General features: G+C 43.1%; 12 protein-coding genes. 2 read left to right on the forward strand and 10 right to left on the reverse strand.

Annotated elements, in window-relative coordinates:
- Positions 1–454: 454 nt before the first annotated feature.
- Positions 455–1,378, forward strand: a complete 924-nt coding sequence (ppk2, locus tag V7K48_RS13695) for a polyphosphate kinase 2 (RefSeq protein WP_335073255.1) — start codon at positions 455–457, stop codon at positions 1,376–1,378.
- A gap of 756 nt (positions 1,379–2,134) precedes the next feature.
- Here ppk2 and nifD read toward each other — a convergent pair.
- The 10 genes from nifD to V7K48_RS35005 form a co-directional block, all read right to left on the reverse strand.
- Positions 2,135–3,577, reverse strand: coding sequence for a nitrogenase molybdenum-iron protein alpha chain (gene nifD, locus V7K48_RS13700; RefSeq protein ID WP_335073257.1), 1,443 nt, complete (start codon positions 3,575–3,577; stop codon positions 2,135–2,137).
- Positions 3,578–3,725: 148 nt separating this feature from the next.
- A complete protein-coding gene (gene nifH / locus V7K48_RS13705) occupies positions 3,726–4,619 on the reverse strand; it encodes a nitrogenase iron protein (protein ID WP_334722735.1) in 894 nt (297 codons plus the stop codon).
- Positions 4,620–4,973: 354 nt separating this feature from the next.
- Positions 4,974–5,330: a globin domain-containing protein gene (locus V7K48_RS13710; RefSeq protein ID WP_335073259.1), complete on the reverse strand. Its 357-nt coding sequence runs from the start codon at positions 5,328–5,330 to the stop codon at positions 4,974–4,976.
- Positions 5,331–5,647: 317 nt separating this feature from the next.
- Positions 5,648–6,547, reverse strand: a complete 900-nt coding sequence (nifU, locus tag V7K48_RS13715; protein WP_335073260.1) for a Fe-S cluster assembly protein NifU — start codon at positions 6,545–6,547, stop codon at positions 5,648–5,650.
- Between the two features lie 137 nt (positions 6,548–6,684).
- The gene (nifS, locus tag V7K48_RS13720) at positions 6,685–7,893 is read right to left on the reverse strand and encodes a cysteine desulfurase NifS (protein WP_335073262.1); all 1,209 of its coding nucleotides are present in this window, start codon (positions 7,891–7,893) and stop codon (positions 6,685–6,687) included.
- A gap of 12 nt (positions 7,894–7,905) precedes the next feature.
- On the reverse strand, positions 7,906–8,280 hold the full coding sequence (locus V7K48_RS13725; protein WP_335073264.1) for a DUF362 domain-containing protein: 375 nt from the start codon (positions 8,278–8,280) through the stop codon (positions 7,906–7,908).
- A 210-nt stretch (positions 8,281–8,490) separates the two neighbouring features.
- Positions 8,491–9,942, reverse strand: coding sequence for a nitrogenase cofactor biosynthesis protein NifB (nifB, locus tag V7K48_RS13730; protein ID WP_335073266.1), 1,452 nt, complete (start codon positions 9,940–9,942; stop codon positions 8,491–8,493).
- Between the two features lie 1,799 nt (positions 9,943–11,741).
- The gene (locus V7K48_RS13735) at positions 11,742–12,083 is read right to left on the reverse strand and encodes a XisI protein (RefSeq protein ID WP_335073268.1); all 342 of its coding nucleotides are present in this window, start codon (positions 12,081–12,083) and stop codon (positions 11,742–11,744) included.
- Complete coding sequence (locus tag V7K48_RS13740; protein WP_335073270.1) at positions 12,065–12,445, reverse strand: element excision factor XisH family protein; 381 nt, start codon at positions 12,443–12,445, stop codon at positions 12,065–12,067. Before V7K48_RS13740 ends, V7K48_RS13735 begins: the two co-directional genes overlap by 19 nt.
- Positions 12,406–12,501: an element excision factor XisH family protein gene (locus V7K48_RS35005; RefSeq protein ID WP_442949438.1), complete on the reverse strand. Its 96-nt coding sequence runs from the start codon at positions 12,499–12,501 to the stop codon at positions 12,406–12,408. The genes V7K48_RS13740 and V7K48_RS35005 overlap by 40 nt, the downstream gene beginning before the upstream one ends.
- A 353-nt stretch (positions 12,502–12,854) precedes the next feature.
- Between V7K48_RS35005 and V7K48_RS13745 the strand changes: the two genes are divergently transcribed.
- Positions 12,855–13,799: an NAD(P)-dependent alcohol dehydrogenase gene (locus V7K48_RS13745; protein WP_335073272.1), complete on the forward strand. Its 945-nt coding sequence runs from the start codon at positions 12,855–12,857 to the stop codon at positions 13,797–13,799.
- Positions 13,800–13,878 lie beyond the last annotated feature (79 nt).

The raw sequence follows: 13,878 nt of genomic DNA on the forward strand, positions 1-13,878 counted from the left end.
TTAGATCGTTCGATTGAGACTCTCAAACAGGGTTTAAAAGATTTAGTCGAAGAAACTTCCAAATATAATAAAGAATAGCAATTGGTTCGCGATAGTCTATCGCGAACCACTCTTTCTTTTCCACATCCCGTGAAAAGTAAGGAACTGGAACTTCCTACAGGTTTGATCTAGTTCTCGGCAATACTCCTGAGCCAAAGTTAGGCGGAATTACAATCTATCTGAATGTTGCTATTGGTGCGATCGCAATAGCCGATTATTGGTTAACAAGTCAGACAAAGCCCATTGACCAACATCGATAATAAATGGTCTGGCAATACATTAGTAGCTGAATACTCGTTGTGCAATTAAACTAAAAATTGAAAATTAATACTTGCGAAGGTGTATATTTACACCTAAGAAAATATATACTTGATAGATAAGCAATTATGCCAATTCAATGCATGGAGTAACTGCGATGTCAATTGATGAAATTAAAAACCAGCAAAATAATGGTCTAGCTCAACCCACTACAGATTTAATAGAAAACCTAGCAAAGGCAAAAGACAAGAAAAAATCTAAAAAATCAAAAGGGATTTTTGAAGTTAGCACTGAAGCTATTACCAAAAAAATTCCCAAAAAGACTTTTGAAACAGAACTAGAGCAACTCCAGATTGAGTTAGTCAAAATGCAATACTGGATTAAGCACGTTGGCTATCGGGTTGTCGTAATATTTGAAGGGCGCGATGCTGCCGGCAAAGGAGGAGTAATTAAACGCATTTCCGAGCCACTCAATCCTCGTGGCTGTCGTGTAATTGCTTTGGGAACCCCCTCTGATCGTGAGAAAACTCAGTGGTATTTTCAGCGCTACGTGCAACATCTTCCTACAGCAGGCGAAATTGTACTGTTTGATCGCAGTTGGTACAACCGAGCCGGAGTTGAACGGGTGATGGGTTTTTGTACTGAAGCAGAATATCAAGAATTCATGCAATCTTGCCCTGAATTTGAACGAATGCTGGTACGTTCAGGCATTGTTTTAATCAAGTATTGGTTCTCTGTTAGCGATGAGGAGCAAGAGCAACGCTTTCTCTCTCGCAGTTACGATCCAGCAAGGCGCTGGAAACTCAGCTCGATGGATTTGGAATCACGTAATCGCTGGGTAGAATTCTCCAAAGCAAAAGATACCATGTTTGCGTACACGAATATTCCAGAAGCCCCCTGGTTTACGATTGAAGCGGATGATAAAAAACGTGCGCGGCTCAACTGTATTCATCATTTGTTGAGCAAAGTTCCTTACGAAGATATGACGCCTCCTCCCTTAGAGCTTCCGTCTAGACCTTTAGGTGATAATTATGTTCGCGCCCCCCGCAATGAGCAGTTCTTTGTCCCTCAAGTGTATTAAGTAACACTATTGTATTGCAGCTTCTCGCTAATGATTAGACCTCTTGCATAAATGCTTAAATTGTCATATTGAGCGGAGCTAAACATCTTGTAAGATTCTTCTCTGCACTGCGTTCCGCTCAATATGACATTCCTGATTTTTTGACTTTTGCAACAGGTCTATTGAATATGCCAAGAAGCTTGAGTCTCCTTGGAGCGTTAAAAAACACAATACATCAATAATATATCTCAAATGGTATCGGTGGCGGGTCTTCCTGTTTTTGCACAGTAGCATTACAAAAGCATTACAAAAGGTGGGTTCGTAGGTAAGTTTCCAATTAAACTGCATTATCAAGTAGCTTCAGAATCTGTTATTTGACGATCACATTCGCCATTCAGAGCTATGTCTATTTCTTGTACATCGCACATATCATCTCTGAATATGCAGTGGCATGTTGTCTAGTTGGGGCAACGCCGAATAGATCGTCATAGACATCGCTACGAAAGACTACTTCATATGATCTTTTCCTACTAAGATTCTGGTGGCTTTGGTTTATTTCTGCTGTTTGCCTTTACCAAAGGTGTATAAGGAAAAGTTCTATCTATAATAAATTGTAGGGCTATTTTTAATCTAAAAAATCATCATTTAAAATAGTCTTTCATTTTACAGTTTTTCTTTGAGCAAAATGCAAACAAAATCTTAAAAGCAGACTGAATAAGAGTTATACTATCTGAAGCATCAAAACAGATTGTTCCTAAATAACCCTGCAACTTTGATTTAGGCTAAAAATAAGCTCTTTTTTCTCCCACCGCTAAAAAACCTTGCATTATCTGAATTGTAGGAGCGATCGCTAGGTTCGGAGTAATCCCAAGAGTGCATTTGACGGAAAGGCAGACCCATCTTCTGGAAGACGTACTTCTCTTTCACACCAGAGGCTACAAGGTCGGGCTTGAGGGCTTTGATAAATTCCTCGAATTCGTAAGCGGTAACGTCGTCATAAACGATGGTGCCGTTTTCGATGTAGCCAGTGGTACGTTTGTAGTCGTCATTATGAGCGAACTCATAACCTGTACCAATCATCTTCATGCCCAAGTCTTGGAAAGCTGGGACAACGTGGCGAGGACGTAGACCACCAACCATGATGGCAACGGTCTTACCATCCAAGCGGGGGCGATACTTATCAAGAATCACATCCATTGTGGGCTGATACTTGGCGATTACCTTCTCAGCGTTTGCTTGGATTGTCTCGTCAAACTTGGAAGCGATTTCCCGTAAAGATTCAGCAATCTTGGTGGGGCCGAAGAAGTTGTATTCCAACCAGGGAATACCGTAAGCTTCTTCCATGTGACGGCTGATGTAGTTCATCGACCGATAGCAGTGGATGAGGTTCATCTTCACATTGGGGGTCATCAACATTTCGTTGATGGTGCCATCACCTGACCACTGAGCGACTACGCGCAAGCCGAGTTCTTCTAACAGGATACGGCTAGCCCAAGCATCACCACCGATGTTATAGTCACCAATAATTGCTACATCATAAGGGGTACCTTCAAACTGAAGTGTACCGTCTTTCTTGGCTTGGTCTGATCTGGTGAACACCCAGTCACGAACCATGTCGTTAGCAATGTGGTGACCCAAAGATTGGGAAACACCCCGGAAGCCTTCGCAACGCACAGGTACAACTGGCTTACCAATTGTTTTCGATGTCTTGCGAGCAACAGCTTCGATGTCATCCCCAATTAGACCGATGGGACATTCAGATTGAATGGAAACACCACGGTTGAGGGGGAAAAGTACATCAAGTTCTTCGATCAGCTTGGTAAGTTTCTTGTCACCACCGAAGACGATATCTCGTTCTTGGAAGTCGGAAGTGAAGTGCATCGTACCAAAGGTGTCAATACCTGTGGTGCCGATGTAGTAGTTACGACGACCAGACCAAGACCAGTAACCGCAACCCACAGGCCCGTGGCTGATGTGGATCATATCTTTAATAGGACCCCAGACCACACCCTTAGAACCGGCGTAAGCACAACCACGAGCGGTCATTACCCCAGGCAGGGATTTGATGTTAGATTTTACGCCGCAATCGGACTTACCTTCTTCATATACGTTTAAGTGTTTTTCCCGCTTTTTAGCGGCTTTTTCAGGATAAGCACTGAGAACTTCTTTAATTAGTTCTTTTCTTTCTTCGATGATGTTTTTGTTTTCTGGAGGTGTCATACTTTGTTTCTGTGACTCTTAAGGATAGGGGCATAGGGGGACTAGGAGTCCCCTCTAAGGTTAGGGGGAGATAAAAAGAGAGGGTCAAAGGTAAGATAGGGGACTCTTACTTTTTCCTTGTGCTAAAGCATTACTTCTTAGCAGCGATTTATACTACAGGAACTTCAGCAGCAGTCTTACCAACCAACATTGCAGCATTTTCGTCGCTTTCGAGAATACCGAACTCAATCAACAAGTCTTCTAGTTCTTCCATTTCAATAGGTGTAGGAATAGCCAGATTTTTGTTGTCGATAATTTTGGTAGCCAATGTCCGATATTCGTTAGCTTGGTTGCTGTCAGGTGCGTACTCGTTAACAGTCATCCGGCGCAATTCTGCGTGTTGAACGATGTTGTCACGGGGTACGAAGTGAATCATTTGGGTGTTCAACCGTTTTGCCAAGGTTTCGATCAATTCGTGTTCCCGGTCAGTTTTACGGCTGTTACAAATCAGACCACCCAAACGCACGCCACCTGTGTGAGCATACTTAAGAACACCACGAGCGATGTTGTTAGCAGCATACATCGCCATCATTTCACCTGATGTCACGATGTAGATTTCTTGTGCTTTACCTTCACGGATAGGCATTGCGAAACCACCGCACACAACGTCACCTAATACGTCGTAAGATACGAAGTCTAGGTCTTGGTAAGCACCGTTTTCTTCTAAGAAGTTGATGGCGGTGATGATACCACGACCTGCACAACCTACTCCGGGTTCTGGACCACCAGACTCTACGCAAAGAACGTCACGGAAACCCTTGAGCATCACTTCTTCGAGTTCGATATCTTCTACTGCGCCACGTTCTGCGGCGAGGTGAAGAACGGTTGTTTGAGCTTTGCTGTGCAGCATCAAACGGGTGGAGTCAGCTTTAGGGTCGCAACCGACGATGAGGATGCGTTGACCCATTTCTGCCATAGCTGCTAAGGTGTTTTGGGAAGTGGTAGATTTACCGATACCGCCCTTACCATAGAAAGCTATCTGTCTAATCTTTTCTTCAGTTATGATTCGTATTTCCCTGCAATTGGTTGGTTGGTGGGTCTTTGCGTTGGTCTGTTGCGTTCACTTCTGTTGAGCGACAGTAGTGAGCACGTGTAGAGCATCGTTGGTAGCGTTGGCATAGGTGCCTGCTGGGGGCGATCGCTCCACAGCTAAAATTATTGAAAGCAGGTACATCTATTTCCTCGTTAAATTTTTGTTTGTTTTCTTTGTTTTCTTTTGTCCTTAGTCATTAATCATTTATCCTGACTAATGACTAAGAGCTTACGCAATTTACAAATACGTCATAATGTGTTTCAGCTTGAAAAATTAAATAGGACTTGATGTTGCTATTTGTCAACAATCAATGCATCAGTCCTATTACTTGTTCAAAATAGCGCCCTTGAAATTTGAGACACGCTCTAGTGCAGCTTGGGTATCTTCTGGCGACTCTCCACGCACAGCCATTGATTCACTCAGGAGTTTTGCGATCTCATCGAAGTGTTGTTGCTGTAAATTCATTCCAGCGTGTGTTTTGTCCATTGGACGACCGGCGTATTGCTTTGGCCCCTCAAAAATCTCAGATAAGAAAGCAACTAGATGATTACGTTGCTTGGCCATATCTGTACCAGCAAAAATGGGATTGAGGAGGCTGTCTGTCGCAATGCGTTTGTGGAGCTCATCTACTATTTGTTCAATAGCTGGTTGTCCACCAAGTTTGTCGTACAATGTGCTCATATTCTGTTCCTTTGAAGCGAGTTAGATGATGAAATTTGCTTTTTAGGCACTTAATCTCTTTGCCTATATGCTGTTAGCAGGAATCGTAGTAGGACTGATACCAATTCGTAATTCGTAATCCCTTGGGGGAAGCAATCCTTCGGGTGTCTACGTAATTCGTAATTAAGAAAGTTAGGTTTGAATCTGTCACTTTCTTTTGGCGAATTGGTATGAAGCATTGAGTGGAGACAATGATTCGGTTCAAATCCTACTTTCTGTTTCTGGCTGAATGCATATTAGGGCGTATTTGTAGAGTACGTTAAGTCCTACAGCAATTCCTAAACTGCTTCGACTACAAGGCTCTTGCTGACACGCTCTTGTAATCTGGCTTCGATCGCAATTTTTAGGGTTGCTGTACTACTTGAACAGGAACCGCAAGCACCTTGCAGGACAACTTTAACGCGATCGCCTTCTACATCATAGAGTTCTACATCTCCCCCGTCAGCGATGAGTACGGGTCTGACTTCTTCATCCAGAACTTTTTGAATTAGGGCAATCTTTTGCACGTTAGTTAGCGATCGCTCTTTAGACGTAACAATTTCTGTGGCAACTTTTACGCCGTAATTGTTGAGATCAGATGCGGCGAATTCCTGTTGCACTGATTTAATTATATCATCAATGTTTGCCAAACAGGAACCGCATCCACCACCAGCTTTCACATAATTTGTTACCTCTTCGGCACCAGTGAGATTATTTTCTAGAACGACGCGGCGAATTTTGGCCTCGCTAATCCCAAAGCAACTGCAAACTAATGCACCTTCATCATCATCATCATGGGTAGCTAGAGGTATGCCGCGATAATTATAGATAGCGGCTTCTAGCGCTTCTTGTCCCATGACAGAGCAGTGCATCTTCGCTTCTGGTAAACCACCCAGGTAATCTGCAATGTCTCTGTTGGACACTTTCAAGGCTTCATCTAAGGTTAAACCTTTGATCATTTCGGTTAATGCACTAGAAGATGCGATCGCACTAGTACAACCAAAGGTTTGAAAACGAGCATCTAGAATCTTATCAGATTCTACTTCCACTTTCAGGTGCAATCTTAGAGCATCGCCGCAAGCAATGCTACCGATTTCTCCTGTTGCAAGCTTAACTCCAGATTCACCCGTTTCTTCGATTGCTCCCTGATTTTTGGGATCGTAAAACAGTTCTAATACTTTATCAGTGTAGTCCCACATAATGAATTTTAGATTTTAGATTTTGGATTTGAGATTGAGGTATTGGGGATTGGCAGACAATTTTGGATTTGAGATTTTGGATTTTGGATTGGATTTCAATCTAAAACTTCAAATCCAAAATCTCAAATTCCTAGTTCCTAGCGATGTGCCAGTGCTTGCTCCTGTTCTTGCAGCCAGCCTGCATCATCATTTTTGAAGGGTGAGAGGGTGCGTAAACGTTCCACAATACTGGGCATTACCTCTATCACTTGATCAATTTCGGCTTCTGTGGTGTAGCGACAAAGGCTGAAGCGAATGGAACCGTGCAAAGTTGTGTAGGGTAAGCCCATTGCCCGAAGGACGTGGGAAGGTTCCAGTGAACCGGAGGTGCAAGCAGAACCGGATGAGGCACAGATACCGTATTTATTCAACGATAGTAAGATAGCTTCACCTTCAATATACTTGAAGCCGATATTGGTGGTGTTGGGCAATCTCTGCGTAGGGTCACCGTTAACTACACAATCGGGAATTGTAGTGAGTAAAGCTTGTTCTAGGCGATCGCGCAGCCTTGTTTCTCTTTTATTTGCTTCTTCTAAGTGTAACAGTTCAAGTTCCGCAGCTTTGCCTAAGGCAATAATTCCCGGAACATTCTCTGTTCCCGCCCTACGTCCGCGTTCTTGGTGTCCCCCAAGTATGAAGGGACGGAAGCGAACCCCGCGCCGGATATACAAAGCACCAATTCCTTTAGGCCCGTGCAGCTTATGACCAGACACGGTTAACATATCCACGGTGCTAGTCTTCATATTCAAGGGGATTTTTCCCACTACTTGCACCGCATCTACATGGAAGATAGCGCCATATTCTTTCACCCGTAACCCAATCTGCTCAATCGGGAAAATCGTGCCGGTTTCGTTATTAGCATACATAATTGTCACCAAGGCGGTGTTACCCGTCAAGGAAGCTTCTAGTTCATCTAGATCCAGCTGCCCTTGATGATTTACTGAAAGATAGGTAACACTGTAACCTTGGGTTTCTAATTGTTTGCAGACATTAAGTACTGCCGGGTGTTCAACCTGGGTGGTAACGATGTGTCGCTTTTCTGGGTGCGCTAACAGTGCGGCTCGAATCGCCGCGTTATCTCCTTCAGTTCCACAACTTGTGTAGACAATTTCTGACTCATCGGCTCCCAGGATGGCTGCAAGTTGTTCTCTTGCTGTTCTCAGTGCTTTACCGACTTGCCCACCAAAGGTATGCATACTGGAGGGATTGCCGTAAAAGTCTGTCAGGTAAGGTAACATTACCTCTATAACTTCTGAGTCTACCTTAGTGGTGGCATTATTATCGAGATAGATGCAGTTATTTTGCATTGTTGTCTTCAATTACGAATTACGATTTATTAAAGCTTCTGCTCCCATTGTTTGGGACTGACGCTTTTGCAACTGTTCGGAGTATTTCTGGGAATAGCTTTGAAACCAAAGTTCCCAGTAATCTTGTTTATTTGTTAATTTAGCGACTACGCGGTTGTAATTGGCAAACCAGCCTTCCCAATAATCGCTAGGCTGCTTAACGCAACCGTCACAGGTAGGACAACCAGCTTTACACTGAGGCACGGTATGAATGCTACCAATACAATTTGTACAAAGTTCAGGGTCAATCCAGTGCTGTCCGTCAACCACTTTAACTGCGTTTGTGGGACATCCTGATAGACAGAGATTGCAGGAAATACACTGGCTAGTAATAATTTTGTAAGCCATTATTATTCTCCTTTTTTGGGCAAGGGGTATTGGGCAAACAGGGCATTGAGGATTGGGTTTAGGGCAGGGCTATTAGGGATAATTCTTGTCCCATGCCCTGTTTACCCCATGACGCCACTTGCTTCTCCTATCGGAGACGCTGCGCGTAGCTTGCTTACCCGTAGGGGTACAACCGGGGGAACCCCGGCAACGCAGTGGCTCCCCTATTCCCTATTCCTTATTCCCTAATTCATTAACGTATTGCTCGTAAAACTCCAAAGCAACCTTCTCAATCACGTCGTAAGCTTCAACGCTCTGTATTCCAGCTTTTTGCAATTTTTCTTGAGGACTGTTACCAATCTTAGAGGCTAAAACTGCTTTGCAATCTGCGATCGCTTTCATAATATGCTCAAAAGAAGCTTCTTCGCCGTATCCACCTTGGCAATATTGGTCAATTTTGCGATGACCGACAAAGCGAACTTCCTTTCCATCCACTTCGTAAATTTGGAATTCTTTGGCATGACCGAAGTGCTGGTTAACCAATCCGCCGCCTTTGGTTGCTACTGCAACTAGGACTTTAGGATTGTTAGCAAATTTCTTGCCGACTAGCGCCTTGTCTTTAGCAACTTTAAGTTCTTCTTTAAACTTCTCAATACCGTCGTGAACTTCTTGACGTTTCTCCATGTCATAGTCTGGAGTCATTTCCAAGAATTTCTCTTTGGAAAATTCTTGGCTGCGGTCTTCTCCCAATAATCCGACTGCATCGGCGCGGCACTGGCGACAGTGACGCATCATTTTCATGTTACCGGAGCAATTGTCTTGAACTTCTTTGAGTTCTTTGGGTGTGGGGCCACGTTGACCGATTAAACCGAAGTGTGTGCCATGTTCTGGTGCAGAAATCAATGGCATGATGTTGTGCAAGAATGCACCTTTTTCACGAATGACTCGATTCACTTCGACTAAGTGCTGGTCATTAATTCCGGGAATCATCACGGAGTTAACTTTGCACAAGATGTCAGCATCTTTGAGGGCTTGCAATCCTTCCATCTGTCTTTCGTGGAGAATTGTCGCGCCTTCAAGACCTCTATAACGCTTGCGCTTGTAGTGAACCCAAGGATAAATCTGAGCACCGATCTCTGGATCTACCATGTTAATGGTGATCGTAACGTGATCTATATTTAATTCTTTAATGCGATCAACGTAGTCAGGCAACATTAAACCATTGGTTGATAAGCACAGCTTGATATCTGGTGCTTGCTCTGCAATCAACTCAAATGTGCGGAAAGTCTTATCTGGGTTCGCCAGTGGGTCGCCAGGACCAGCAATTCCCACAACTGTCATTTGGGGAATCTTGCCGCCAATGACCAAAGCTTTGTGTGCTGCTTGTTCTGGTGTTAGCAACTCGCTAACTACTCCAGGACGGCTTTCGTTAGCACAGTCATATTTGCGGTTGCAATAGTTGCATTGAATGTTGCAGGCTGGAGCAACTGCAACGTGCATCCGCGCGTAGTGGTGATGAGCGTCTTCGCTGTAGCAGGGATGTTTAGCAATGCGTTCTTCGAGCGTTTCATCCCTTTCCACGGTGGCGCTACTGGTGCTGTCGCAGCCGCAACCACCTGATTTTGCTTGGGTTGGCGATTCCGTAGCGTTAGAGTTGAGGAGTCGTGTAGACGGTGATGTCATTGAGTTTTGCAAAAGGTCGGTGGACTTGGCTGCCACTGTGGGAGATGCTGTTGCTACTCTTCATGCCCAGGAATTGAAGTCGCGTCTTTCACACTGCCTGCAAACGCTTGGGTTTGGGCGACTTGTTATCAAGTAAGGCAGGCGATAAATATGTGATGTTCGGCTGGTGTGTGTCAATGTTCGGTTCTTGGGTAAAATTTGTGCTTACAGCCGCGACTTCTATTCACTTCAGGCATGGTGCTATCTCATCCCTCCACTCACTCTTCGCTTCGTTTTGTATTGAGGCGTTAAGTGATTGGCGATATAAGATTTATAGCAGCCGTCTCCTACCCAGACAGTGCGTCTCTCTAGGATAGAATTTATTGGATTTATTACGCTTGTACTCAACTAATAAAAACCCTAATTCTTCAAGCATTACAAGAATTAAAAATTTATTTTTCGGGTAGGGGTTCTAGTATTTTTTGGTTGGGGTTCTAGTGTTTATAGACAGGGGTTCAGGATTTATTTGTACTCAGCCCGAACTCAATCCTAGCAAGGAATTTAATCTACTTGCAACTGGGTTTGGGTTATTTAAATGTGTACTCAGATTGCCCTCAAATTCCGTCAAAAGCAATAAATGCCAAGGGTTTGAGGGTGAAAAACTGGAGTAGTCTATATCGTTCTACTCCAGAAACGTGCGAAATTCAATTCTGTATCTAACATATCATTTTTTTGAGGGTAAAAATGCACTTCATATTTTTTTAATTTTTGCTTTAATAATGATCTTCAATTATGGTTCTAAATTATATCTGGCAAGCTATACAGGCTTGTAGAAATAGATGTCTTGCTGCACATGTTTTTCAAAAAGCTTAACTTTCCAGTTCTTTTTTTTCATTCCCACAATGAGGAGATGGGTAGGAAACTCTCGGATTTTGTGTTTGAGAAAAACAACAAACTCCAATCTAACATGATTGAGCAATCGCAATGAATTTTCTTAATTGCTCTTTACGAACCTTGGCGAAAAACCTAACTCCCTAACCCGCTTCCCGACGCTCTAAGGGAGAAAATTTAAAGTCTCTCTCCTAAAAGACTACGGTGGTGTACACAAGTCATAAAATCCTTGCCTGTTAAGGTACTGCATATTGGCAAGGTTTTAATTTGTCAGTGGTGTCAGCTTATTGATAAACAATTAACAGAAAATCAAGGATTTTAAAAATAATTTTGACTTTCGCTCTGCCTTTTACTTGCGGAAAACATTGAAATTAGAAAGCAAACTGGGGTTTGAATAAGTCAAAATTTATTTTACTTGCGGAAAACACCAAAATGATTAAGCAAACTGAGGTTTGAATAAGTTAAAGTTTCTTCGACTTGCGGAAAACACTGAAATTAGAAAGCAAACTGGGGTTTGAATAAGTCAAAGTTTATTTGACTTGCGGAAAACACCAAAATGATTAAGCAAACTGGGGTTTGAATAAGTTAAAGTTTCTTCGACTTGCGGAAAATACTGAAATTAGAAAGCAAACTGGGGTTTGAATAAGTCAAAGTTTATTTGACTTGCAGAAAACACCAAAATGAGAAAGTCAAAGGTCATTTTGAGTAAGTCAAAGGTTATTTTGAGTAAGCATTTAAGTATTTTGAGAAAGTAATCAGGCATTTTTATGAAGCAATTAGCCTGATGAGGCTTTGCTCGTCCTCATACGGAGTATGAGAATGCATTCATGTAGGCTGCTGTCCGATTGAACTACTGTATGAAGGTGTTGTATTTACCACTGAAGAATAAAGAGAATGTTCCCTGTTGCCTTTTAAAGAGCGATCGCTCCTTAAGCAAGTGCATAACCTGTGTAGGGTCTTAACTCCGGTGGACGAAACCCCAGAACAATATGTTCTTTAGGAATTCCAGCCCGTTCTAAATCAGCGGCAATGCCTTCTTCGGTGCCATCCCGTTGAATCCAGATTTTGCCATCAATTAAGTCAATATGAACCAGACAGCCATGAATGCGGCGATCGCCATCCCAACCTATATCCATCCACAAATAGCGATCGCGTGTTCGATCAAATACCACTTCTGATTGAATATTGGCATAAGAATAGGGTAGTGAAGCATATTCAGTCAGGATAGTTTCAATTACTTGGCGATAGTGGTCTAACTTGGTATAATCCATTGTTTAATGACCTCCAGTTTTGGATCAAAGGTAATCAGTTTTAAACGATGATTTCTTAGTAACAGTTTGCCGATAGGTTCTTCAAATAAATCATCAAAAACACTGTTAGTCACTGCAAGATATAGTACTTTTTCTGGCTCCAATTCAATCAATATATCTTGATATAAAATATACTGACCCAACGCTTTTTCTAAATCATCAACATCCGATCTACCGATAAAACTTTTAATCTCAACTGCAATCTTGGATTCTGCTTTTTGCGCTGCTAACATCTGTCTAGCACCTAAATCAACATACAAATCTTTTTTACCAAACTTCAGGGTCAGTGGGTCATGAGTAATTGTCCATGAGTAATTGTCCATTTGTCTTTAATCAAAGCATTTTTGACATTATTGTGATAGATGTCTCTAGCTGGCATACAGGTGTAGTTTTAAACTGATATTCCTATTTTAGGAAATCTCTGACTACGCCTACGCCTAGCATCTTCGTTAAATCCCTATGCGACGCCGAACAGCCCGCACTTCTCTACGAGACGCTGCGCGTAGCTTGCCTCCACAAAGGGGTACGACATGATTCGACTACTTCGGCTACAACTCTTGGAGAGGCTGCGCCTTAAGCGAAGCTATGCCGCAGGCTTTACATCTGCGCTCAGTACAAGTGCGCTCACTAGCTAGCTGCTCAGTGACCACCGTAGACATCGCTACACTGGATTTATCAGGAAAATAGGCTGTTTGAGTTATACGAGTCAAACAGGGTAGCAGGAGGAATGTGATGAAAGCAGTCGTTATCCGTCGGTATGGCGCGGCTGAGGTGTTGCAGTATGAAGACGTGGAGCAGCCGAAAATTCAGCCAATGCAGTTACTTGTAAAAGTTCGTGCTAGTAGCGTTAATCCGATTGATTGGAAAATCCGTCAAGGGATGTTGAGTTTGATTATCGGCAGCAAATTCCCGAAGATTCTGGGGTTTGATGTGGCGGGAGAAGTCGTAGAGGTTGGCTCTGGTGTCACACGTTTTAAACCAGGAGATGCTATCTATGGAAGTACTAGCTTTCCTGGAGGAGGTTACGCGGAATTTGCAGCTGTTCCAGAAAACTTGGTGGCTCTCAAACCAACGAACTTGTCCTATGAAGAAGCTGCAAGTGTTCCTTTAGCAGCGCTCACGGCTTTGCAAGGGCTACGAGATCAGGGGAATATTCAAACAGGACAAACTGTTTTGATTAATGGTGCTGCGGGCGGTGTAGGCAGTTTTGCAGTACAAATTGCTAAGGCTTTAGGGGCAGTGGTGACGGGAGTTAGCAGTACCAAAAACTTAGATTTGGTGAAATCTCTTTTAGCAGACCGCGTGATTGATTATACGCAGCAAGATTTCGCCCAAGATACAGCGCAGTATGAGATTATCTTTGATGCAGTGGGTAAGCGATCGCTCTCTCAAACCAAAAGCGTCCTCAAACCCAACGGAATTTATATCACCACGCAACCTAGCCCTGAAACCGTTGTCCAGAGTGTCTTAACAACGTTCCTTCCGGGTCAAAAAGCTAAGTTTTTCTTTGAGAAACCTAACACTCAAGATTTGGTTTACCTGAAAGAATTGATTGAAGCGGGTAAAATTCGTGTGGTGATTGATCGCACATATCCCTTACAAGAACTAGCAGCGGCTCATGATTATAGCGAAACGGGGCGTGCAGTGGGGAAAATTGCGATCGCAGTTTCCAATTGATCTGAAAAACCAACGCGAAACCTAACCCCCTTACCGACGCCGGAAGGGAGGAAAATTCAAAGTCTCTCTCCTTTTAGGA

Origin of the sequence: Nostoc sp. (assembly GCF_036919615.1) — a bacterium.
In the GTDB taxonomy this organism is placed as follows: Bacteria; Cyanobacteriota; Cyanobacteriia; order Cyanobacteriales; family Nostocaceae; genus Nostoc.